General features: G+C 51.5%; 22 protein-coding genes and 1 pseudogene. 10 read left to right on the top strand and 13 right to left on the bottom strand.

Going from position 1 to position 24,013, the window contains the following annotated elements; translation table 11 throughout:
• The first annotated feature begins 101 nt into the window (after nt 1-101).
• The 5 genes from IPN95_26295 to IPN95_26275 are packed head-to-tail and all read left to right on the top strand — an operon-like array spanning nt 102 to nt 6,238.
• Entirely contained in the window at nt 102-566 is a 465-nt protein-coding gene (locus IPN95_26295) for a MarR family transcriptional regulator (GenBank protein ID MBK9452869.1), read from the top strand.
• Nucleotides 563-763 (top strand): hypothetical protein, encoded by a 201-nt coding sequence (locus tag IPN95_26290; protein MBK9452868.1) that lies wholly within the window; start codon nt 563-565, stop codon nt 761-763. The genes IPN95_26295 and IPN95_26290 overlap by 4 nt, the downstream gene beginning before the upstream one ends.
• Nucleotides 730-1,971 (top strand): TolC family protein, encoded by a 1,242-nt coding sequence (locus IPN95_26285; protein MBK9452867.1) that lies wholly within the window; start codon nt 730-732, stop codon nt 1,969-1,971. Before IPN95_26290 ends, IPN95_26285 begins: the two co-directional genes overlap by 34 nt.
• Before the next feature lie 33 nt (nt 1,972-2,004).
• The gene (locus tag IPN95_26280; GenBank protein MBK9452866.1) at nt 2,005-3,069 is read left to right on the top strand and encodes an efflux RND transporter periplasmic adaptor subunit; all 1,065 of its coding nucleotides are present in this window, start codon (nt 2,005-2,007) and stop codon (nt 3,067-3,069) included.
• 4 nt (nt 3,070-3,073) lie between these two features.
• Entirely contained in the window at nt 3,074-6,238 is a 3,165-nt protein-coding gene (locus tag IPN95_26275) for an efflux RND transporter permease subunit (GenBank protein ID MBK9452865.1), read from the top strand.
• Between the two features lie 298 nt (nt 6,239-6,536).
• On the opposite strand, the gene IPN95_26270 is transcribed toward IPN95_26275, so the two are convergent.
• Nucleotides 6,537-7,151 carry a hypothetical protein gene (locus IPN95_26270; protein ID MBK9452864.1) on the bottom strand — a complete coding sequence of 205 codons (615 nt, stop codon included), beginning with the start codon at nt 7,149-7,151 and terminating at the stop codon, nt 6,537-6,539.
• A gap of 242 nt (nt 7,152-7,393) precedes the next feature.
• On the opposite strand from IPN95_26270, the gene IPN95_26265 reads away from it, so the two are divergent.
• From IPN95_26265 to IPN95_26255, 3 genes are all read left to right on the top strand, one after another.
• Nucleotides 7,394-8,887, top strand: a complete 1,494-nt coding sequence (locus IPN95_26265) for a hypothetical protein (protein ID MBK9452863.1) — start codon at nt 7,394-7,396, stop codon at nt 8,885-8,887.
• On the top strand, nt 8,866-9,435 hold the full coding sequence (locus IPN95_26260; GenBank protein MBK9452862.1) for a hypothetical protein: 570 nt from the start codon (nt 8,866-8,868) through the stop codon (nt 9,433-9,435). Before IPN95_26265 ends, IPN95_26260 begins: the two co-directional genes overlap by 22 nt.
• A gap of 155 nt (nt 9,436-9,590) precedes the next feature.
• Nucleotides 9,591-9,989: a hypothetical protein gene (locus IPN95_26255; GenBank protein ID MBK9452861.1), complete on the top strand. Its 399-nt coding sequence runs from the start codon at nt 9,591-9,593 to the stop codon at nt 9,987-9,989.
• A 260-nt stretch (nt 9,990-10,249) separates the two neighbouring features.
• Here the strand turns inward: IPN95_26255 and IPN95_26250 are convergent, their stop codons facing one another.
• Nucleotides 10,250-10,801, bottom strand: a complete 552-nt coding sequence (locus IPN95_26250; protein MBK9452860.1) for a hypothetical protein — start codon at nt 10,799-10,801, stop codon at nt 10,250-10,252.
• A gap of 374 nt (nt 10,802-11,175) precedes the next feature.
• Here IPN95_26250 and IPN95_26245 point away from each other — a divergent pair, with 374 nt between their 5' ends.
• Nucleotides 11,176-12,678, top strand: coding sequence for a T9SS type A sorting domain-containing protein (locus tag IPN95_26245; protein MBK9452859.1), 1,503 nt, complete (start codon nt 11,176-11,178; stop codon nt 12,676-12,678).
• 48 nt (nt 12,679-12,726) lie between these two features.
• Here the strand turns inward: IPN95_26245 and IPN95_26240 are convergent, their stop codons facing one another.
• Nucleotides 12,727-13,155 (bottom strand): DUF1801 domain-containing protein, encoded by a 429-nt coding sequence (locus tag IPN95_26240; protein ID MBK9452858.1) that lies wholly within the window; start codon nt 13,153-13,155, stop codon nt 12,727-12,729.
• 104 nt (nt 13,156-13,259) lie between these two features.
• On the opposite strand from IPN95_26240, the pseudogene IPN95_26235 reads away from it, so the two are divergent.
• Nucleotides 13,260-14,130: pseudogene (locus IPN95_26235) on the top strand (zinc metallopeptidase).
• Nucleotides 14,131-14,313: 183 nt separating this feature from the next.
• Here IPN95_26235 and IPN95_26230 read toward each other — a convergent pair.
• The 10 genes from IPN95_26230 to IPN95_26185 form a co-directional block, all read right to left on the bottom strand.
• Nucleotides 14,314-14,886, bottom strand: coding sequence for a nitroreductase family protein (locus IPN95_26230; protein ID MBK9452857.1), 573 nt, complete (start codon nt 14,884-14,886; stop codon nt 14,314-14,316).
• Nucleotides 14,887-15,018: 132 nt separating this feature from the next.
• Entirely contained in the window at nt 15,019-15,552 is a 534-nt protein-coding gene (locus tag IPN95_26225; protein ID MBK9452856.1) for a YceI family protein, read from the bottom strand.
• A gap of 67 nt (nt 15,553-15,619) precedes the next feature.
• Nucleotides 15,620-16,495 (bottom strand): pirin family protein, encoded by an 876-nt coding sequence (locus tag IPN95_26220; GenBank protein MBK9452855.1) that lies wholly within the window; start codon nt 16,493-16,495, stop codon nt 15,620-15,622.
• A 94-nt stretch (nt 16,496-16,589) separates the two neighbouring features.
• Nucleotides 16,590-17,165: a Crp/Fnr family transcriptional regulator gene (locus IPN95_26215; protein MBK9452854.1), complete on the bottom strand. Its 576-nt coding sequence runs from the start codon at nt 17,163-17,165 to the stop codon at nt 16,590-16,592.
• Between the two features lie 65 nt (nt 17,166-17,230).
• On the bottom strand, nt 17,231-18,364 hold the full coding sequence (gene rffA / locus IPN95_26210; protein MBK9452853.1) for a dTDP-4-amino-4,6-dideoxygalactose transaminase: 1,134 nt from the start codon (nt 18,362-18,364) through the stop codon (nt 17,231-17,233).
• A 2-nt stretch (nt 18,365-18,366) separates the two neighbouring features.
• Nucleotides 18,367-18,819: a hypothetical protein gene (locus IPN95_26205; protein ID MBK9452852.1), complete on the bottom strand. Its 453-nt coding sequence runs from the start codon at nt 18,817-18,819 to the stop codon at nt 18,367-18,369.
• A gap of 48 nt (nt 18,820-18,867) precedes the next feature.
• Nucleotides 18,868-19,782 carry a type IX secretion system membrane protein PorP/SprF gene (locus tag IPN95_26200; protein MBK9452851.1) on the bottom strand — a complete coding sequence of 305 codons (915 nt, stop codon included), beginning with the start codon at nt 19,780-19,782 and terminating at the stop codon, nt 18,868-18,870.
• A gap of 2 nt (nt 19,783-19,784) precedes the next feature.
• On the bottom strand, nt 19,785-21,401 hold the full coding sequence (locus tag IPN95_26195; protein MBK9452850.1) for a gliding motility-associated C-terminal domain-containing protein: 1,617 nt from the start codon (nt 21,399-21,401) through the stop codon (nt 19,785-19,787).
• Between the two features lie 143 nt (nt 21,402-21,544).
• Nucleotides 21,545-22,954: a prolipoprotein diacylglyceryl transferase gene (locus IPN95_26190; GenBank protein MBK9452849.1), complete on the bottom strand. Its 1,410-nt coding sequence runs from the start codon at nt 22,952-22,954 to the stop codon at nt 21,545-21,547.
• Nucleotides 22,955-23,060: 106 nt separating this feature from the next.
• Nucleotides 23,061-23,969, bottom strand: coding sequence for a carbon-nitrogen hydrolase family protein (locus IPN95_26185; protein ID MBK9452848.1), 909 nt, complete (start codon nt 23,967-23,969; stop codon nt 23,061-23,063).
• Nucleotides 23,970-24,013 lie beyond the last annotated feature (44 nt).

Here is a 24,013-nt window from a genome sequence, read left to right as displayed (position 1 = left end):
GCGAGACGCCGACGCCTCAAATAATTATTTAGTTCCGTTAACACAGAACCAACAAAACTATTTTACCTTTGCGCCGTTTTATTCCCGAACACGGATAAAAGATGTCGAAACTAAAAGAAAAACAGAAGCAACTCGTCGAAAGAGTCGGCGTGGCGCACGAAAGGGAAGGCTTGCCCCCAGCCGTGGCACGCATCCTCGGACTGCTGCTTGTCGCCGATGAGACCGAACATACCTTCGAAGAAATCCAAGCCGAACTCGGACTCAGCAAAAGCGCGGTCAGCAATGCCCTCAACTTCCTGCTGATGAGCAAGTCCATTGAATACATCACCCGCCCCGGTGACCGTAAACGCTACTTCAGAAGTGCACTCCATATATGGCCTGACCATCTTTCGGTCAAGCTCAAAGGCATGCTCGAAATCAAGGCCGTCCTCAGCGAAATCCTCGCCCAGCGCACCGCCGATACCGAGGAGTTCAACCTTCACTTCGCCGAACTCATCGACTTCATGGGTTTCATGAACAGCGAGATTCCCAAACTCATTGAAAAATGGAAAGCCAGCCGCAAATGAACCCCCACACACTTGAAATTTCGTCTTGCAAGGACAAGACATTACGATACTACTTCAACGATATGTTCACCAATTCAAAGCGTAAATTAAAGGTGCTCAGCCTCCTAGGAGGGTTGTTGCTAGGCAGCAGCCTGTGGGCCCAAGGCCCGATGAGCCTCCGCGAATGCATCGACTACGGCTCAAGCATCACAGCTTGAACACCATCTCCAACAACGAAATCGCCATCGCAAAGCAGCGCGTCCGCGAAGGGTTGTCGGGCTACCTCCCCCAGGTCAATGGCCAAGTTGCCATCGACGACAACCTCATCCGGCCCACGACGGTGATTCCAGCGGGAACGTTCGGACCCGAAGAAATCCGTGTGCAGTTTGGTAATCAGTACAATACCAATGCCACCGTGCAGCTCGACCAGGTCGTTTATGACCGCAGTATGTTGCTCGGACTCAAGGCATTGGATCCCTATGCCGACCTCGCCGTCCTGAACAAGGAAAAAAACGAACAGTCGCTCATGTACGGCATCGCCATGTCCTATTATGGTGTGCAGATTTACATGGAGCAGGCCCAATTGCTCAAGGACAACGAGACGAAGTTCCAGAAAATGGCCGACGTCCTCAAACTCCAAGTCGCACAAGGCGTCGCACGCAAGATTGACTATGACCGCATTGCCCTCACCGTGGCCAATCTCCGTTCACAGCAGCAGGTCGTGGACAACGAAATCGAATTGTCCGTCAACCGCTTGAAGAATGCAATGGGAATGGCGCTCAACGAACCCCTCGAAGTCCAAGGCGGCGAATGGCGCAAGGAAGATGCCCTCAATGTCAACGGTCCCGTCGCAGGCACCGGTCGTGTGATGGACCTCTACATCCAGCAAAAGCAAATCACCATGCAGGAATTGGATATTCGCCGCAAGCAGGCCATGTACCTGCCCACTTTGAGCCTCTACGGACGCGTCGGCGCACAGGCATTCGGAGACAAATTCTTCAAGTCCTACGAAAACTGGTATGGATTCGCCTCCATCGGCCTCAACCTGCGTGTCCCGATTTGGAACAGCTTCCGCACCGACGCCGGCATCAAGCAGTCACAGCTGACCCTCAGCAGCGCCCGCGAAAACATGCGCATGACCAAAAACAACATCGCGTTGCAGCAGACCAATGCCGAAACGCAGTGGCGCAACGCCCAGACCAACTTGGAGACCAACAAGCAAAATATTGCGTTAGCAAAAGACATGCTCGACGTGACCCAACTCCAAGTGGAAAAAGGTGTGGCAACCCTCAGCGACCTCCTCAACGCAGATTATGCCTACAAGGAGGCGCAGACCAATTATGTCACTTCCCTCCTCAAGGTCCTCACTGCCCGCCTCGAATACGAATTGGCGCAGGGAACCCTCCAGACATTCCTACTTCAATAATCATCCCCTTCCTCAAGACACTTCTATAAAGCAATGAAAAAGGCAATATTCATTATCATCGGGATCATCGCCATTGGCGCTACCATGGTCGTCATCCTCGCCAACAACAAAAAGAAGATCGACGAAAAGAACAAGGTCGTGGATCGTTCCGGCATCCCCATCACCGTTTCCGTCGCGAAAGCAGAAATGGGCGAATTCGAAGGCAGCATGAATTTCTCGGGTTTGGTCGAATCGCAGGCGGATGCAGACATCTCTGTCAGCAGCCCCGGCACCATCAAAACCCTCAACGTCGCCAAAGGCATGTACCTCCGCAAAGGTCAAGTCGTCGGCACCCTCGATACCGAGCAATTGAAACTGCAACTGAAGCAATTGCAATTGGCCGAATCGAAACTCACCACCGACCTCGAGCGGGTGCGCGCACTCGTTGCAGGCAACGCCGCGCCGGAGACCAATCTCAAAGACCTGGAATTCAACCTCGCCAATACGAGAATCCAGATCGAGCAGATTCAGCAGCGCATCACCGACAGCAATATTTACGCACCCCTCAGCGGCACCGTCATCTTCAAAAACATGGAAGCCGGCGAATTCATCAACCCCGGCATGGTCATCGCCCGCATCGTCGACGTATCCAGCCTGAAGATTGGCGTCTTCGTCAACGAAAAGCACATCTATAAGGTAGCGGAGCAGCAAACGGCAACCGTCACTTCGGATGCATTGCCCGGCAAGACCTTCGGTGGCAAAGTCAACTACATCAGCCCCATCGGCGATGAAAACCACAACTACCGCGTCGAGGTGCAGTTGGATGCCGAAGGAACCAAAACCCTCAAGGCAGGCACATTCACCTTGGTCAATCTCGGCACGACTGAAGCCGGCAAAGCCTTGCGCATCCCTGCCCAAGCGATTGTCACCGGCGTCAAGGAAACCACCGTTTATGTCGTCCAGAGCGACAACACCGTCAAAATCGTGCCCATCGTGATCGGCCGCCGCGAATCCGAGATGGTCGAGGTCATAGGCGGTCTCAAAGAAGGTGACAACGTCGTCGTCGCCGGTCAAATCAATCTCTCCGAAGGCGCTAAAGTGGCCGTCACCAACAACTAAGCACATGTCAATCACAGAAGTTGCGATTAAACGTCCGTTGCTGATCATAGTGATCTTCGTGACGATGATACTCTTTGGCTACATCAGCTACCAGAGTATGAATTATAGCCTCCTCCCGCGATTTGACGCCAGCGTGATCTCGGTCATGACCGTGTACCGCGGAGCCTCATCCGAGGAGGTGCAAAACAGCGTGACCAAGCCCATCGAGGAAGCCGTCTCCGCCATCGAAGGGGTCAAAACCATCACGGCAACCTCCCGCGAGGGTCTGTCCATGGTCGTCGTGGAACTCAAGCCGGGAATCGAAACGGTCATCGCGCAGCGGGATGCCGAGCGAAAGGTCAACCAGATTCGTGCATTTTTCCCTGCCGAAGTCGATGACCCCGTCGTCAACCGCTTCAATACCGACGAATTCCCCGTGATCCAGTTTAGCGCCAACGCCAAGATGGATTCCAAGGAGCTCTTCGAATTGATGGAACTCAAGATCAAACCTGAACTGAGCAACGTCAAAGGCGTGGGCAACATCAACCTCGTGGGCGGTGTATGGCGGCAAATCGACGTCAAACTCGACAACGAAGCCATGAAAACCTACGGGGTCCCGGCCTCCTTGGTCTATCAGGTCCTTTCGACTTCGAATACCTCCTACCCTGCCGGCTCCGTCGAATCCAGTGAAAACCGCTTCTCCCTGCGCATGGATGCCAAGGCCACCAAAGTCGACGAACTCCGTCACTTGGTCGTTCGCAGTAAGCCCGATGGCAGCATCGTGACCCTCGACGATGTCGCCGACGTAATCGACGGCGCCTCCGAATACACGAGCATCAACCGCATCAACGGCAAGGTCGGCCTCGGTGTCGTCATTTCCAAGCAGGCGGATGCGAATACGGTCGAAGTCAGCGCCGGCGTCCGTGAAAAACTCGAAGACCTCAAAAAGCGTTACAGCAACGTGAGCTTCGACTACGAAATCGCCAATGACCAGAGCATCTATACGATGAAGTCTGCCGATGGCGTGAAGCACGACTTGGTCCTTGCGATCATCATCGTGGCCATCGTGATGCTGCTTTTCTTGCACTCCGTCCGCAGTTCGGCATTTGTGCTTGTGGCCTTGCCGAGCGCCATGATCCCGACCTTTATCATGATGTACGCCTTCGGATTCTCCTTGAACCTGATGACACTGATGGCTTTGTCGTTGGTGGTCGGCATCTTGGTGGACGACAGCATCGTGGTCTTGGAGAATATCTACCGCCACTTGGAGATGGGCAAGGACAAGGTGCGCGCCGCAATTGAAGGCCGTGCCGAAATCGGATTCACCGCCTTGGCGATTACCCTCGTGGACGTCGTGGTGTTCGTGCCGATGGCCTTGGCCGGCGGTATGATCGGTAACATTCTCCGCGAATTCTCCCTCGTGGTCGTATTCTCCACCTTGATGAGCCTTTTCGTCTCCTTTACCCTCACCCCGCTGCTCGCAAGCCGCTGGGGCAAGGTCGAGGTTCTGAAGAAAACCAGCCTTTGGGGCGCATTCCACTTGATGATCGAGCGCTTTTTGGTGGGCCTGACACGCTCCTATGCATCTTCCTTGCAATGGATCTTGAAAGGCTACCGGTTCACCATCGTCTTGGTCGGCATCCTCATTCTCTTTATCGCTTCCATGTCCTTGGTTCCCCTCGGCTTTATCGGAACCGCATTCGTAGGCCAAAGCGACAACGGTGAATTCAACCTCATCCTCGAACTCGATCAGCAGACGCCGCTCCGCGAAAACAGCTTGATTACCAAGCGCGTCGAAGACATCCTCTTGGCAAGACCGGAAGTCACCAAGGTATTTACCAGCGTCGGTGTCGGCGGCGGTGAAGCCATGGGCCTCACCACCAACTCCGCCAATGCATCCACGATTTCCGTGAAATTGGTCGACAAAGAAGAGCGCCCCATCTCCACCGAACAGTTCAGTTCGCAGATTCGGGACGAGGTCTCCAAAATCCCGGGTGTAAAAGTCGTCGTGCAAACCCCCGGTGTCACCGGTGGTTCCGAGGCTCCCATCCAAATCGCGGTCAAAGGTTCTAACCTCGACAGTATTTGGCCGGTGGCACGCCAAGTCTTTGAAATCACACGCAAAACTGCTGGTACGGACTACGTCCAATACGGCAGCTCGAGCCCGAAACCGGAATTGGAAATCCTGCTCGACAAGGAAAAGATGGCATTGTTTGGCCTGAGCACCAACGAAGTCGGCGCCGCCGTGCAATTGGCATTCCGTGGCAATGACCAAACAAAATTCCGCGAGGGCGGCAACGACTACAACATCCGTCTGGCGCTCGACAATTCCGACCGCATGGATGCCGAAAGCGTCAAAGCGCTCACGGTAGTAACCATGCGCGGCGGCACCGTTCGCCTCGAGGAATTCGCGGAAGTCAAACCCGTGCTTGGGCAAGCCGTCTTGGAGCGCCTCAACCGCCTCAACATGGTGAAGATCACGGCAACCGGCGTTGGCATTCCCAACGGTACAATTGTCGAAAACATCAAGAAGGAAATCGACAAGATGGAATTGCCTGCGGGCGTGGAAATCCAATACCTCGGTGAGGCACAGCGCCAAACAGAGGCCTTCGGCAGCTTGGGCATCGCGATGATGATCGGCATCTTGCTGGTCTACCTGATCATGGTCGCCCTCTACGAAAGCGTAATCCACCCCTTCGTGGTCATGTTCTCGATTCCGGTGGCCTTGATCGGTTCGATCCTTGCCCTCGCCTTGTCGATGGAGTCGATGACCATTTTCGCAATTGTTGGTTTGATCATGTTGCTTGGACTTGTCGCAAAAAATGGTATCTTGCTTGTGGACTTCAGCAAGCAGCTGATAGACGGCGGCATGGAATTGCGGGAGGCGCTCGTGGAAGCAGGCAAAGAACGCTTGCGTCCGATCTTGATGACAACGTTGGCGATGATTGCAGGTATGTTACCGATTGCCTTGGCAACGGGAGCAGGCGCCGAAGTGAAAAGCGGCATGGCTTGGGTCATCATCGGCGGATTGAGCAGTTCGTTGCTCCTTACCCTGTTGCTCGTACCGACGATGTTCCTGATCGTTGAAAAAACCAGGGAACGCGTGTCGAGGCTCTTCGGTGGCAAGAAAAAAGCAACCACCGGCGGCCAAAATCCAGAGGCGGCATTGTACCCCAAGCCGCACGCCTAAAGAAAGAATATTCGTGTGTTGGATTTTTTGAGTGTGAAGCCCCGATGGAAACATCGGGGCTTCCTTTTCTGGATCAGAATTTACAGAATTTACGGAATTTGCAGAATTACACCGCGTGTTGAATTTTCGCTTGCTTGGTGACTTGGTGACTTGGTGGCTTGGTGGCTAAAAACACCGCAAACACTGAACTTCGTGTCTTGGTGCCTTCGTGGCTAAAAACAGCGCAAACACTGAACTTCGTGTCTTGGTGCCTTCGTGGCTAAAAACTGCGCAAACATCGATCCTCGTATCCAAAAACTCAAAACTGAAAATAATCCGGCTCAGGCACAAAGACGAAGTGTTTCAACAGCGTACACAAAATCGTATAACTCACAATCCCGATTCCAAGGACGATACCAGTCGTTGTCATCCGACCAGGATTTACAAAACTCCGCCTGACTTCAGGATTGAACAAACCGACAAACACCACAATGAACAATACATTGATTGCCAACGTCGCCATGGACGAAGCATTCGGAGGAAAGCTCAACCCCAAAATACTGCCCAAACTGGAGAAAATGCCGATCGGGTACTGCACGAAAATATAAAACAGAAAAAACAGCGCACTCCCAACCCAATAGATACAGGAAGCCAAGGCCATCACGTAACCAGACCTTTTCCCCTTGAGCATCAAAATCCCCGCGACAATCACCAGCGCATTCATCGCCAAAGCAATATGGCCTTGCAGCAAAATTTCGGTCCAGACATTCTCTTGTCCAAAGTCACGTATGATCCACAAAAACACCGACAAGCTCCCCGAAAACAGCCAAATCAGCCCGATGCCGATCATCATCCAGCCCATCCAAACCAATTTGGAACTCGGCGCCGACTGCGGCGTACCATATTTCTGTGTAGGATCTGTGTTTTGCTGCATTGTCGTCTTCCTTTTATCTTCTTCGGATGGGAGCTTTCTCAAAATAACCCCAAAAATCCGAATGATCTTCACCTTCCGGTTCTTTTTCCGCCTGTTCGAAGCGAATCAACTCAAGTTCCGCATTTCGGCACCAAAAGGGCAAGCTCGTCATCCATCGCCCCTCCTTGTTGGTTGCTCATACGGAGCAAACCATCTTGCAAAACAAACCCCGAATCTCTATTATTGTATTCCAATTACAAAAGATGAAAGAACCCCTTACCACGCAGGCCCCCAAAACGGCCGAAAACGAATCGTCGCAAGGCGGGCTGACGATGGCACCGCCGCAGTTCAAGCTCACGGCAACCTCCAAGGATTCGGCTCAAGCTGATGTCGCGGCCGAACCAACGGAGGAGTTCAAGCGCTCCAAAGCAGCCAACTTTGGGGTAATGTCTTTTCAGATCGTGAGTAGCAAGGTGGAGGCTGGAATTTCACCGATTTTGATTGCATTGGAAGCATTGAAACGGAATCCTCGTCAAGCAGGAGAGTTTTTGGCCTATTTCGCAGCATCCAACGGAAAGGGTCTTTTTGAATACTTGACCGAGAAATTTGGCCAATCGAAGGCCGATGAGGTCAAATCATTGATAGATTTTGGAGTCGCTGTCGATGAGAATGCGCTCGTGGCTGACTTCAAGGCAGCGATTGAAGATGAGAATGAGGGTCAACTGATGGCCTTGCTGATGAAGGTGGACAAGCTGGATGCCTTGAATACCGCCTACAAAGCCAAGTACCCCGGCGAAGACCTCCTTTTGCGTCTCAAGGAGCTTGGCGGAGATATGCCAATGCTGGCAGAAATGGTGGATGATGTGTCTGGCGCCTACCAAAATTACGAAACCTTGGCAGTGAGGAATTCAGACGAAGCCACCGAGGCGCGACAGATCATTGCAAGAATTTTTGACAAGTATCACATCGAGATCAACTCCCAGGAGGCGGCGTATTTTGTGAAGAATAGGTTCAAGCAAACACCTCAAGTTCAAAAGGATCAAATCAAGACATCTCCGTGGACCTTGGAAGAACTTCAACAGATGGAGATTGCATTGGAACGTTTCGCCCCCATTTTGGGTACGGAGCGATATGAGAGTTCACGATCCGAGGAACACCAAGAAGTCAGCCGAATAGGTCGTGTGAACAAGGACATTCGTGAAGATGACAAGGGGAATACCTATGTCAATGCAGCCGAAGGTGGAGCTTCATTTATTGGAAGCTACATTACGGCAATGTTTGACAGGTCCGAGGATCCCATGTTCGAGAAGGATCTAACAGGCGATTCCGATCAACGTGTAAACGGTTTTGGCGCAGTTGCCACCCACGAATTGGGGCATCAATTCTTTCAATACGCCTTGGCGGATTTTAGAAAGGAGATGAATTTTTGGATTCAAGCCGAAGTTCATTTAGATACGAGGAGCATTCTAGACGAAAACGGATTGAAACACACCTGCATTGCAAAAAACGACATTGGTCCAGATCATGCAGCTTTTGAATTGCCTCCCACTGAATATGGGTGTGAGAAAGCCCTTGAGGATTTAGCTGAAACCGTCATGTTGTATTTCACGAACAAATCACAACTGCAAAATGGATCGGAAGAGTGGAAGCTGCTTAGCAAAATGAACCCTGGTCTATTGCTGGTGGGCGGCCCCTGCCCAAGGAGGATTGCCTTTCTGGACAAGAAAATTGCCGAATGGAAAAAGTCGGAAAAATGACCTTGACGTATTACGTCCTCCTTTTGGCCGTAGTAGGCCTTCTGGATCTGGGCTGCAAACCCTTGGCGAAGATCCCTTCAGAAATTTCGCAACTGCACCCCCAAATTGCGACAATGATTGCCATGCGTTCACAATCACAGGCCTCGGTGATGTCGCAATACATCACGGGTAAGAAGTACGTTCAATTTTTTGAAAGTGGAAAATTCAAGGGACTTCGCAAGGAGTCCTACAAGATGCCACCGATGTTTTACTCCTTCGCTGACAGCAGTGTTTGGTACATTTCCTGCTCTTTTGACGAGGCTGACAAGGATACCGCAGCATTCTCAATGTCCAAAATGGTGGCTATCCTGAGGGAACCACAAAGAATGCTCCCATCTGTATTGGACTACCCATGGCGTGAGTACATTTATCCAGATATCGGATTGGCTTTTAATGTCAATGTCGAAAAGGGATACTACGATGTCATAGAGGTTTTCCAGCCTACGAATTGGAAAAAATACAAATTGTATTTCTGGAACGATCCCTCACAGTATCCAAGCCGGCATTGATGCAGCCGATTCAACAACTTTTGCTTCCGTTCGTGCTACTTGTCGCTCTTTGTTCAGCATGTTTGCATACCAAGAAGGTCCCGGCTGAAGTATCCCGCCTTCATCCTGAGGTTGCGAAAATGATATCCTTGAGATCACAATCGCAGGCCTCGGTAATGTCCCAATGCATCCTGGGTAAGAAGTTTGTAAAGTATCTAGAAGCAGGAAAATCAAAAGGGCAAAACAAAGAGACTTACAAGGTGCCACCCATGTTGTACGCCTTCGCGGATAGCGCAGTGTGGCTGATTTCGAGTTCCTTCCGCGATGCTGCAAAGGACACAGCAGCCTTTTCCCTTAAAAGCTTGGTCGAAGTTTTTGGTGAGCCCAAGGCCGATCTTCCTTCACTGCTGGATCAACCTTTTAGAAAGTATGCCTATCCGCGTGTCGGACTAGCTTTTTCCGTGAACGTCGAGCAAGGCTACTATACCATTGTCGATGTATTTCAGCCCACATCGTTGAAAAGGTACAAACGCTTTTTCTGGAACGATCCCTCACAGTATCCAAGCCGGCATTGATGGAGCCTGGTAAAGTGCCGTTACTACAACAGGGCTACCGTCTTTCATCCCATGAGCTTGGAACAGTACAAAGCCCTTCTTTGGACCGACCCGAAGCAGTTTGGGACTGGAATTGACTAGCGAATTAGCTCCAATACCATCTGGGGAGACTGGTTTCTGAATATCGGCAACACCAACCTTCTTTGATGTTCGTAGCCGCTATGGCCATTGAATTCTGAGACAATTTTGGCTTCAACTTCAACCAATTCCAGCGGATTCCCCTAAAAATCCGCGCCAATCGTCACCTTCAACGTTCCCGGTTCCACTTGAAAAAGCCTGATCAATTCCATCACAGCCCGCACCGGTGCCGTGCCCAAATCCACTGCGAATGTGAGCTTCCCCTCCGGATAGGTCGGTGGCGAAAAATAATGGATCACTTGCTGTACCCCATCGGCATCATAGGGCTTTTCGTCCTCGGAATCGATCCAATAGGTTGCCCAAGCCTCCAAGGCCTGACGGTCAAACCGTTCGCAGAGCACTTGCACCATGCATTCACTCCATTCGAAGGGATGAACCTCCACCATCATACCGCCACGCGATTCCCGGTAAATTTCATGTTCGAAGGGTCCGGAAAGCGTGAAGGAAGTCAGTTTGATCTCGCCCTTGACCTCCCGCACATAGTCGCCGCGAAAGAGTTTGTAGATAGGATCCGGAACGTAGCGATCCATTTCCAACAGCACCTCCGAACGCCCACCACTCCATTTCGCCAGCGATTGAACGAAATGATCCAAATAATGCGCCCGGTGCATGTCCAGCAATTCCACGAGATTCATAACCGAAGTTAAGTGAAAAGTGAATAGTGATCAGTGAAAAGTGTCCCTTTGGGCACCCCTGGTCATGCTGATCGATTGCCCCACCCGTCATGCTACGCCATTTCCCCGCTCGTCATGCAGATCGCAGCGAAGCATCTACCGGTTAGAAACACTCCAAGCCGATCAGCGCAGTGTGTTACGTTCGCGGTAGACTCAACCCCAAGCTGCACTCTGGGCAAGCCGCTGCGCTCTGTGTGACAAACGAATCCCTGAGTGACAAACGGCGCTCTGCGCGTTAACGGAACACCAATCACCACCAACCCAACTTTTCACTTCAAACTTTTCACTTTTCACTTACTTGGGGGATTTAAGCCAATAGGTTGTATCTTAGGATAATGAAACAAATAAATAAATTAGGACTGCTTGCTTATTTGCTGCTTACCCTGTTCCTCCAATTCGCGGGCTCGATGGCCGCGCAGAGTTGGCATCCATTTCCAGCGGGAAACAGCCTCACATATTCCTTTTCGCAAAATGGCTCATCCGATACCTGGTTTTTGGAAGCGGCATTTGATTCCGTTCGGTTGGAAGGTCAAGACACGGCCTACTATTTTTACCGAATTGACCGCAGCATCTTGCCGACGGATACGGGTACGACCTGCTATGGGCAAGATATTCAGCAGTTTCCCACACTTTACCGCGTAAACCAAGACCATTTTATGGGGCGCAAAATGACCTACCGTCCGAATGGTGAATGCAGTTTTGTTTCCTCGGTTGGCGATACTTTCCTGCTCAAAACCCAAGCGCAATCCGGGAATTCGTGGAATTGGACAAATGCTGTGACAGCTACCGTGGACTCCGTGGTTTTGGGAATCGTCTTGGGGCAATCGGATTCGCTCAAGTACATCCGTCTCGGATCCGGCCAAACTTGGGTTCTGAGTAAAGCCCATGGTTTGGTGCAGGCCACGAACCTCCTGCCCTTTCCGGATTTGACAGGTGCCACCGTCACGATTCAGCTCACCCTCGCAGGCATTCCTGCTGCCGGTTTGGGCGTAAGCCTTCCGGGATATGCAGAGATCTTCCAATTCGATCCAGCAGACCGATTTGGTTACGAACACAATGAGGGCTACCAACTCGGTTCCCGAACTGACTTTTTGGAATACAATGTGCAATCTCAGACACCGGCTTCGCAGTTCAATTACCAAACAACCTTGGAGCGGTTTGTGATCAACCGGCCCATTCAAGCTGCCATTGATTCGACCTACTTCCCGCCGGTTCCGCACAACTGGAGCTTCGATTCCGTTTCTTATCCCTTTCTGAATTTGAAACCCTATCAACACCGGATGATCGTTTCGTCGGTCAACGGAGCTGCTGTGCAGGCGGGTGTACATACGATGGCAACCATGAATGGGCGAATGGTCAAGGAATTTGATCTCTTAGAAATGTACGATTCCTGCGCAAACGTTTACACCACCTCAGTTACCACTGGCAATCAACGGTTTGGAGAAGGTCTCGGCGAACTCTACTACTTCTTGGGAAACGTACAAACGGCGCACATCCGCGAATTGTACGCCTACGAAAAAGGAACTGAAACCTGGGGCAATTTCCGGGAGTTGAGTACCTTGCTTGCTGTTGAATCGGGATTCGAAGGCCAACTCAGCATCTTTCCCAATCCGGCCCAAGACGGCATTCAAATTCAAGTTCCTTCGGAATTCCGTGGCAACAGCAAAGTCCTGAAGCTCTGGGCAATGGACGGAAGGCTGATCAAGACCGAAACCATGGCTGCTGATCAAACTTGGCAGCAAATGGAGCTAGCGGATCTAAACCCTGGCATGTATATCCTCAGCGTAGAAGAAAACGGAAACAAAATCGCGCAACGACGAATTGCGATCCAGCGCTAAGAGGATCTAAAAATCCTTGCAGTCGTATCACCAATCACTTTTCGTTTTTCACTTATAACTTTTCACTTCTCCATCCGCCAGCACGGCTTCGTAGAGATAGGCCGTCAACAATTCGACATCGATGTCTTGCAGGCGCTTGAAATCACGATAAAACACCTGTTTCCGGTTGCCGCGGTCGAGGTAGCCGATTTCGTCTGACATCCGGTAGCCTTGTTGAAAGCCGAAGCGCACGCCTTCGTGGGTGACCTTTCCCCAGCTCACTGCACCCGGCCAAATGAAAAAAATGCCTTTGTTCCGCCGGTAAAACGGGACGTTGAAGGAGAGTTTTTCCTCGATCTCAGGCACGCATTGGAAGATGAGTTGGCGCAGAAAGTCCGTGAGTTTGAGTTGATCCTCAGGTAAAAACTCCAGCAATTCGTCGATCGAATCGAATTTGACGTTTTGCATCGACTTTTTGGCGGGCGATTTTGGCTTCATGGGCGCATCAAAAACTGCATTCGGCCAAAGTTAAGCAGCTACATTGAATTCGTGCGTGGGTGAAAACCCCTATCTTTGCAACCGAATTCAAAACTTCTAGCATTATGGAATGGAAAGGTCGGCAGGCAAGCACGAATGTTGAAGATCGCCGTGGCGGTGGCGGAAGAGGCCGTGGCATCAAAGCCGTCGGCGGACTCGGGCCTCGGCGGCATCGTGATCGCCATCGTGGTCATGCTCTTGGGTGGCGACCCTGGGCAGGTCATCAACAACCTCCCGAGCAGCAGCAACGGACCCGTCACCGACAACAATACCCAACCCGGCGAGGGCCGCAGCGCCAAGGAAAATGAAGATGCCGAGTTTGTCAAGGTAGTCTTGAAAGACACAGAAGACGCTTGGAACAAGATTTTCAAGGAGCAATTGGGACGAGAATACGAAGAACCCATTTTGGTCCTTTTCACGGATGAAGTGTCTTCCGCCTGCGGCGAAGCATCCGCCTCCACGGGTCCGTTTTACTGCTCCGGTGATCAAAGGTTGTACATCGACCTGAGCTTCTACGATGACTTGAAAAACAAATTCGAAGCGCCCGGCGATTTTGCCATGGCCTACGTCGTCGCACACGAAGTCGGTCACCATGTGCAATACCTCCTTGGCAAATCCACCTGGGTACACGAGCAAAAAGCCCGTCTCAGTGAGGTCGAATACAACAAACTGAGCGTCAAATTGGAACTACAAGCCGACTTCTATGCCGGTGTTTGGGCCCATTACGCAGAGAAAATGAAGGATGTGCTGGAAAGCGGCGACATCGAAGAAGCCCTTAACGCGGCCAACGCCATCGGCGACGACCGTCTGCAAGCCAATGCCGGCCGCCGCGTGCAGCCTGAAACCTTCACCCACGGCACAAGCGCGCAGCGCATGAAATGGTACAAACTCGGTTACGAAACGGGCGATATCAAAAAGGGAGACACTTTTAAGTGAAAAGTGAATAGCTAAAAGTGAAAAGTTAGTTAGCAGTTAGAAAGTAGCAGTTAGCAGTGCTTTTGGCGCTGTTGGTGCGACTCTGCACTTATAACCTCCTCGTTTCTCGCTGTTGTGAACTTCATTTCCGATTCTCCACAACGAACTGCTAACTGCTAACTACTCATTGCTAACTATTCGCCGTTAGCTTTTTTTCAGCACAATCTCCGAAACCGGCTTCCGTGTTCTGGGTGCCAATTCCCTTGTCAGGAAGGGCTCGGGCAGCTTTTCTGCGGCATCCAAGTAGCCGAGGGCGATCATAGCGACGGGGGCGATTCCTTCGGGCAATTCCAATTCGGTGACGGTGCGTAGTTGATCAAATCCGCCCATGACGTGTCCGTAGATGCCGAGCGCGTTGGCTTGGAGCATCAGGGCGAAGTTGGCGGCGCCGAGGTCGTGCATGGCCCAAGTGTTGGGCTTGCCAGCGGCGTTGTGTGTTTGGATCATCGAAACCATCAACACCGCGGCGTTTTTGGCCCAAATCTGATTTCCGGGCATGAGCAGTCCCGTAAGCGTATCAAACAGGGGCGTGCCATGGTGCGCGTAGATATAACGCCAAGGCTGCTCATTCGCGGCGCTGAAGGCCCACGTTGCTGCCTCGAGGATCGTCTCGACGTCGGTCTCGGCAATCGGACGCTCAGCAAACGAGCGCGGGCTCCAGCGGTGGGTGATGGCGTCCATCACTGGACCGGTGGTTTGGGGAATTTTGATGTCCATCGTTTTTGAATGGAGAATTTTGAATTGAGAATTGAGAATTGAGAATTGTAGAGCAATCGCAAGAAATGGAGAATGGAGAACAAGCATAAGCAAGTTACCGCTCATTCTCCATTTTCAATTTTCCATTCTCAATTACTGCTTGAGCAATTGCAGGTCGATATGAATCCTGACTTCTTCGCTTACGAGAAGGCCGCCGGCTTCGGTCGGGGCATTCCAGACCAAACCCCAATGCTTGCGGTTGATTTTGGTTGAGATCGTGAAACCTGCCTTTGTATTGCCCCAAGGATCTTTGGCGACGCCACCAAATTCGACATCGAGGGTGACCGGATGGGCTTGTCCACGGATGCTCAAATCGCCATGGATTTGGAAGTCGGAGCTGCCGTCGTAACCGCTGATGCTCGTGCTTTTGAAGGTCATCTGCGGATGGTTGTCGACATCAAAAAAGTCGGCGCTGCGGAGGTGACCGTCACGCTGCTCGTTGCCCGTGTTTACGCTTGCAAGGTTGGCCGAAAAGCTGATGTCGGCCTTGCCGAAATCCTCTTCCTCGGAGGTGACATTCACGGTAAAGTCAGCAAAATTCCCCTTGACATTCGTGATCATCAAGTGCTTCACGCGAAATCCGATTTCGGAGTGGGAAGCGTCTGCAATCCAATTTACTGTTGCCATTTCCTTATTGATTTTGATTAAATATGTTCAATTTTTAAAAATACAATATTAATTACTATCTTCTCATTTACAGCGACATTGGCACATCCATCAACAACACTTCAGCTGATGATGAAATTGCCTTCAAGTCCAGCGATTCGACATCCCATACACCGAAGCCGTCGCGGCTTTCGAGGGTCTGTCCATCGACTTGGATGCTGCCGGAGAGCACAAATACATAGACGCCGTTGCCCTTGCGTTTGACCTGATATTGCGTCCCTTTTCCTTGGTCAAATTGTCCGATATGGAACCACGCATCCTGGTGAATCCATACGCCTTCGTCATCCGAATTGGGGGACAAAACCTGCTGCAAACGGTTGTGCCGATCGTCCAATTTCAAGGGAAGTTGGTCGTAGCGTGGCGTCACATTCCGCTTGTTGGGGAAGACCCAAATCTGAAGGAACTTGACCTCCTGATCCTTGCTGCGGTTGTATTCGCTGTGCTGAATTCCGGTGCCGGCACTCATCACTTGAATGTCGCCATTCCGAATGACCGCCACGTTGCCCATGCTGTCTTTGTGCTCCAAATCACCCGCCAAAGGAATCGAAATGATCTCCATGTTGTCGTGCGGATGCGTGCCAAAGCCCATTCCCGGCGCAACGCGGTCGTCATTCAGTACCCGCAGCACCCCGAAATTCATTCGCTCGGGATTGTAGTAATTGGCGAAGCTGAAAGTATGCCGCGATTTCAGCCAACCGTGGTCGGCGAGTCCGCGAGAATCTGATTTATGAAGAATACTGTTGCCCATGACTTTCGAATCTGAATTGGGAATATGATTGAAACCAATGATGTCCAGCGGTTTAAGCTCATCATTGTCGTTGGCGAGGAGTTTCGCAGCCTGCGTCGAAGCTGCCAGGATTCCTGCGCCTACCAAACCTTTTTTGAGAAATTCGCTTCTTTTCATTGCCTTTTTCGAGGTTGATGAAGCAAAGATAGGGTGGTCAAACACCTCGCGGCATTGAACTAGTTCAAGAAAGCATGTCGCTACATTTATTTTTTCAATGATTCATCCGGCTGCGGATCTTGCTGAGGAATTCAGCGGAAACGCCGAGGTAGGAAGCGATATAATGCTGTGCAACGCGTTGCGGAATCTGCGGATAACGCTCCAAAAACTCCAGATAGCGCTCCTGCGCGGGTTTGCTGAGGGTGGAAAGCAAGCGGTCATAAACCACGGAAAGGCTTCTTTGGAGCATCAACCGGTACATGCGCTCGAATTTGGGGTATTTGTCGAGCAGGATTTCCTTGTTGGCGCGGTTGATCATCAGCATCTCGGTGGGTTCGAGCGTCTCAATGAACAGTCTTGAGGGCTTTCCTTCATGGAAACTCGCCAGTTCGCTGACCCACCAATCTTCCACGGCAAAGGAAAGGGTCACTTCGAATCCATTTTCATTGATAAAATAGGTTCGCACACAGCCCTTGAGGATATAGGCTTCGAAGTCACAAACTTCTCCTTCTTGCAGCAGCATCGCCTTCTTTTCAAACTTTCGATAGGTAAGCAAGCTGTTGTAAAAAGTCAGCTCCTCCTCACTCGGGTGAAGACATCGGCGTACGTACGCGTTGACGTTTTCGTGAATACCAGACATATTCTAAAGCTTTAAGTAAAATCAATCAAAAAACTGATTTACAATATACTTACGACTTAAACTACGAATCTGTTAGCGACCAAAACAGCGGCAATGACCCGTTCTTGTTCCTCAGAGGTCATGCCATGGTAAATCGGCAGACGCACGATGTTTTCGCTCCATTCGCGGCAATTCGGGAGTTCACCGTTGTGGTGGCGATCAGCAAAATGGGGACTGCTGTGAAGGGGAATGTAATGAAAAACCGCCATGACATCCTGCTCCCGCAATGCTTGGATCAGCTGATCGCGTTGCGCCTGATTGGCCATTCGAAGGTAAAAAATATGCCCGTTGCAATCCGCGCCTTCCGGGACTATGGGCAATTGGAAAAGTCCATTTGCTGCCAAGGGGGACAAAGCTTCTTGGTAGCGGGCCCAAAGCTGTTTGCGACGTTTGAGAATCGACTCCCGTTCGCAGAGTTGCCCATAGAGATAGGCGGCATTGAGATCGCTCAAGGTGAAGCAGCTGCCGGTTCCGACCCAGGTATATTGTCCGACTTCGCCCCTGAAAAATGCGGCGCGGTTGGTCCCGTTTTCCCATGCAACGGCGGCTTTTTCGTGGAATCGGGCATCATTGACGACAAGCATTCCGCCTTGACCGCAGGTGATGTTTTTGGTTTCATGGAAGGAGAATGCCGCCAAATGCCCAAAGCTACCCATGTAGCGCCCCTTGTAACGCGCTCCGAGGGCATGCGCGGCATCTTCGACGAGAATCAGGTTATGTTGCGCCACAAGCGCCCCAATTGCCTCCATATCGCAAGCCATGCCCGCATAATGCACGACCACGATGGCGCGTGTACGCGGACTGATGCAAGCGGCCACGGCAGCAGCATCGACATTGGGATGGTCAGCGCGGCTGTCGGCAAAAACGAGGGTCGCGCCTGCACGCTCAAACGCATTCGCTGTGCCCACATGCGTGAAGCTCGGCAAGATCACCTCGTCGCCGGGCTGGAATTCGCAGCACATCGCCGCCATTTCCAAGGCTCCTGTGCAGGAATGCGTCGGGAAAACATCCTCAAAACCAAAAGCTTCCGCCATCAAAGCCTGAACTTTGCGCGAAAACGGGCCATTCCCCGAAATGTGTCCATTTCGGATGGCTTCTTGCACCCATTTCAGTTCGGTGCCGGTCGTGCAGGGGACGTTAAATGGAATCATCGCTAAAACCGTTCAATGTACCATTTTCCATCCCTTTTTACCAAATCCATTGTATCAGGTTTGTCACCATCGGGTCCGAAAAGAAACGGAACCTTGGCGGTTTCGCCTGAAATGTAGGCATCTCCATTCAGCCTGCCTTCAGCAAAAAACATCGGGAATTCGCCTTCCTTGTCAAATCCATTGGCGTAGTCACAAATTCTACGGACGTCCAAATGGGCATTTCCGGAAGGGTCGCAAATGCCTTGCAGGAGGCTTGCATCCCCTGTTTTTGCAGCTTGAAAAATGGCCTCGACCACAGCCGCCGGATTGGTGTGATCCACCGTTATTGCCGCTGCTGAAGTCGCGTCAGCCTCACTTGTCTCGCAACCCGTGAACAGCAACATTCCTTGAATGATCAGGCTCAGATACATCCGGATGCGGTCGGAAAGAAGCGTTATTTCTTGTCTAGCATGCATGCTCACGATGCCCGTACTTTTCCTTTGCTAGAAGAATCGGTGAAGCCCTTAGAACCTTACAGGTGAGGCGTTGTCGGCCCGATGGACATTCAAATCCAGACCGAGCATCACTTCATGACTACCCGAAGTATACTGACCTATTTCCTTCAAAGTCAGATCATAAGAGTATCCCAATTGAAGCTTTGGTGTAATAAAGGTTTGCAGTTGCATCACCAAGGAATTGCCCGGTCTCCAGATGCTCCCGACGAAGATTCTGTCTTTGAACATCGCGCCCAAGCCGAGGTCGAGGCCGATCGGCAATCGCGGTGTTACACGGAGCATCATCGAGGGGCGGAGCTTCACGGCTTCTCCGACGGGGATCGCGGCACCTCCCATGAGGTACACGCTTTTGGGCAACTTCGAGACGGATCCGGGAATGGCGTAAATCTTTTCGAGCTTGCCGGGCATGATATTGGGCATCGATGCACCGGCATAGAAAAATTCGTTTTGATAGTACAAGCCTGGGCCAGCGACAAACGTCATGAGGTGCTGATCTTGATAGGCGAAGACCGGATCAAAAACTTCCTCGGTAAGATCTCCAAGCAACAAGGAAAACTGTTTGAAACCCATATTCAATCCAATCCCAAGGTGACCGGAGCCGATTGGAATGCGGTAGGCATAGTTCACGTTGAATAACCTACTTCTCGTATGCCCTAACCGATCCATCACGAAGTTGATGCCGACGCCATGGCGTAAATCGGCAGTGGGCATGTGAAAAGATGCCGTCTGCGTTTTGGGGGCATTTTGAAAGCCTACCCATTGCCAGCGTGACATCAGGCGAAGGGACAATTCGCCGGTGCTGCCCGCGTAGGCGGGATTGATGACCAGCTTATTGAAAAGGTATTGGCTGTACTGCGGATCGTTTTGCGCCCGTAGGGAAAACGTGAGCAACAGCAGGCAAGCAACATTGAGGATTCGTTTCATGTTCATCTGCCGATTAGTACGTTTCCATGAAGGGTCTCGCGGTCAGTTCCGAAGTCCAGAATGTAGAAATAGTCTCCCATCGGCAGGTTATTCCCCGATTTTCCGGTTCCGAACCAGTCGTTGTTGTAATGCTCCGTTCGGTAGACTTCGGCTCCAAAGCGGTCAAAGACGACGAGACTGAGCTCGGGGTAACGGGAAATACCTTCGACGTAGAAGAAGTCATTCACCCCATCGCCATTCGGAGAGAAGGCCTCGGTTACAAAATCGCCTTCTACGGGAGCAACGACGGTCAAAGGATCGGATTCGAAACTGCAACCATAGGCGTTGGTGACGATTACGGTATAGGTTCCAGGCTCTGGATTGAACAAGTCCTGACCGGTTTCGCCCGGAATCAATTGCCCATTGAAGGTCCAAGCATAGTAATTTGCAAACGAAGAATGCAATTCGGTTGGCAATTCCTGCAGTACGGGTTCGGCCGGATAGGGGTAAAAACCATAGACAACTGTGTCGGAGATCGTATGGCAGCCAAAGCTGTCGGAAACTTCCACCCACAAGGTCGTCGTCTGGGTAAGGGTAACTTCACGGGTAATGTCGGCTGTGCTCCAGGTATAGGCACTGAATCCCGCGCCGGCGTCAATGGTGATGCTGTCACCGACGCAGAGGCTATCGCCAGCCCCCACGTTGGGGTTGGGCAATGGCCGCATCAAAACTTCGAAGGTATCGCTTCCAAAACATCCGGTCGTGCTCACCATATCCACCCAATAGGTCCCGGAATTCTCAATGGTGTCGCGGCTTGTCGTGGCCCCGGTGGACCAATCGTATTGTGCATAAAACGGCGGCAAAACCAATTCGACAGGGGTTCCTTGGCATCCTTCGTAAAAATCAAAGAGGGTGGAAACCGGTTGAATGCCCGCAACAACCAGTGCTGCTGCGGTCGAAACGCAGTTGTTGGCATCCACAACCGTCACCGAATATAGGCCGGTATTGGCCAGATAAATCGAAGCTGCGGTTTGCCCATCACTCCAAGCGTAAGAAAGGTATCCAGACGGGACGCTCACGAGCGTCATGGTTCCGGGACATAACATAGGTTGCTGTGGCGTTACGGTCAGCGCAAAGGAGCAATTGTCCCCTTCGACTTGAATGGCCATTGCCCTCGTCCCGTTCGTGGCCCAAGTGGCGCCTCCATTCTCCGAAATAAAAAATGCTTCCCCCGTATCGGTGAAGGTTGCAGCACTGCCGATTGCGGAATAACCTGTGCCCTGAAGGTTGTTGTAACCATCCACGACCACCCAATATTTCGCGCCTACCGACATTACCGCTGAAAATGTGCTGTCCCAAACCCAGCCACCGCCACTATCTGGCAATTGCACTGTGCTTTCCTCCAAGATAAAATTCAGATCAGGCGAACCCGTACCATTGTCCTTGACAAGCGCGATTTTGACTGCTCCTGTGCCGGATTCAGCCTTGAGCCAGACCCCGAACTTCCTGACGCGGGATACATTGGCAAAGAAGCTTTGGGCTGCAAAATCCGTGCTGTCTTCCCCCACACCCGTCCAAAATGTATCTTGCGGCGTGAATTCATCGACCACCTGCGCTTGCAAGGGAATCATAGCGAGCATGGGCAGCATCAGCAAACCACAAATGAAGGACTTGAAAAAAAAGCCATGCATCGTCCATCGGTCCGACCCTCGAAATCTTGGGCGCAAAGCCCTTTTATTCGCGGTGTTCAAGGCAAGAAGGTCGTTGCTTTTCATGCGCGGCATCATTTCCCGGATGTATTGGCTTTGTTTTCAGTGGGCGGAATGGGGGCAGGAAACTTGGGATGGGTATAGGACCAAATGGTGAAGAAAAATCCAAGCAACACAAACGGAATGCTCAGCCACTGCCCCATTGTCAAGATCGACCCTGTCATAAATTCTGCTTGCTCCTCTTTTGCAAACTCAATCAAGATACGCATTCCGAAAATGAGAATCAAGAAAATGCCGAAGAAGCGCCCCAATGGCACCTTTCCATCGTGGTAGTAGTAAAACCACATCAAAAACACAAAGATGATGGTATAGGCCACGGCCTCGTAAATCTGGGCCGGGTGGCGCGCAACGAGCAAGATCTCATCCTCCTTCAGCACGAGTTTGTAATGCGGATTTTGGATTCCTTCTGGCGAATCAAGGGTATCAAGCACCATTTTGCGTGAATTCCCGCCAGCGACACCCCGGTGGATCACCGTCCAATTGTCGTCGCCGCTGCTGCGCAGCAAAAGGGTCCCTCTTGAAACATTTGCCGGAAAAAGACCACGCATATCAAACTTCAAATGGACCTTTGCCCCTTCCCAACGCCCCGCAAAAGCAGTGCGCTCAACCGAAAACGGATCCTCAAAAAAGGCCGTTCGCAGATTGAGGCTGTCGCCATTTTCTGCAGTCAAGGCCGGTTTGGTTCCCTTTTCGGCACTCACGTAGTGAATTCCAGCTTTGGTGCCCGGCGCAGTGTCCCGAAACTTGGCCATATTGCTTTCCTTGGGATTTCCCGGAGGAAACGCCAAGGGTGCGATCGGCAGGCGGGTATAGTTGGAATCGTTGGTGCTGCGGTAGACTTCAAAGCTTCGCGCATCGGACGAACCTTGTGGCAAATAGGTCAAATCAACCTGCTCGCCTTCCCATTTGGCACGCAAGGATTCGCCCTGATCTGCCCTCGGAAAGACAAAGCCGTAACTTGCCGTGGTGGGTGTGCCCAAAATCTCCGAATTCATCAGGTTGCCGAGGCGAATGGTAAGTCCAGACAAGGCCACCACAATCACAATGCGGTCCAAAACCCAGAGCACGTTGCGTTTGCTCACACGGCGCGTCCAGAAATAGAGTCCGGTAATGATGCCGATCGCTGCTCCGTGGCTTGCCAATCCACCTTCCCAGACTTTCAAAATCTCGAGCGGATGGGCGAGATAATAGTCTGGATCGTAGAAAAGGCAATGTCCAAGCCGCGCACCGACTACGGTGCTGATCGCCATATAGATCGTCAGCGACTCCAGCCAATTTTCGGGAACGCCCTCCTTGGCAAAAAATCGCTTGATGATGATGTATCCAAAAAAGAAGGAGGACGCAAACAGCAGCCCATACCAACGAAACGGCAATCCAAAGATCGATGGATCTGGATCCCAATGAATGTATTGAAGAAAATGCATCCCTGCGAAAATAGGAAAATTGTTTGGTCTTGGCGGGAAAACCATGAGAAAACGTCGAATCCATGGCCATTCGAAGTTTTCCCAGTCCGTCCAAAACTTGTTGGGCTTACAAAACCACTTTCCGCAGGCTCACTTGCCCCTCCAACAAGCCGATTTGTTGCATTTTCCCGTCACGGAAATTCAATACTTGGCCATCGGTGCGAATCTTGTGATTCAATTGGATGTCCAGTTCCTGAATCAACCATCCGGGTTGATTTTCAGGATACAACGCGATCACCCCGTCTTCGGGCAAGCCGTTATCTGGCGCTGAATATACCGCTCCGTAACCAAAGTTCACATCCACAACCGGCGACCATGAGGCCTCTCCAACCGTCTGGGAAACAACGGCATAACATTGGTTTTCAAGCGCACGCGCCCTTGCGCCGACATGTACGCGGGTAGCGCCCCTGCGCGTTTCCGTGCAACTTGGGACAAGGATCACATCGGCCCCTGCAGCGCAAAGCAGATGACTTCCGAGTGGAAATTCGATGTCATAGCAAATCTGAATGCCGAAACTGCCCCAATCCGCCTCAAACAACGTCAGCACCTTCTCCGAACTCGAAATCCCCCATTCCTCTCCTTCGAAGCGTGTCATAAAAAACTTGTCTTGCCAGCCAGCAAGCCCATTTTTCCCGAAAACAAAAGCACGGTTGATGAATTTTCCGTTCTCAGCCACGGGCAAACTTGGCGCCACGATGATCACTTGGTGCTGGATGGCGAGTTCTTCAAATCGAATGGCGAATTCCTGCAACAAGGGCTGCAAAGCTGTCAGATTTCCATGGATATCCGCTTGTATATCGGATGAAAACAGGCTCAGGAGCTCCATGGAGCCATATTCTGGAAAAAGCAGGAGCTGCGCACCTTGACTGACGGCCTTGGCGACCCAATCAGAAGTATGCCTATGCCACGCGTCCATGCCTGTGAAAGAGGTGATGGGATAGCTCGCGGAAGCAATACGGATCGAATGGGTGTTCATGGGCATTTTCGTTTGGTGGGTTCAAAAGGAAGAAGCATCCGTGC

Source organism: Bacteroidota bacterium (assembly GCA_016718825.1).
Taxonomy (GTDB): domain Bacteria; phylum Bacteroidota; class Bacteroidia; order J057; family JADKCL01; genus JADKCL01.
Note: the sequence above shows the minus strand (reverse complement) of the source record. Positions and strands in the feature narration are given on the sequence as shown.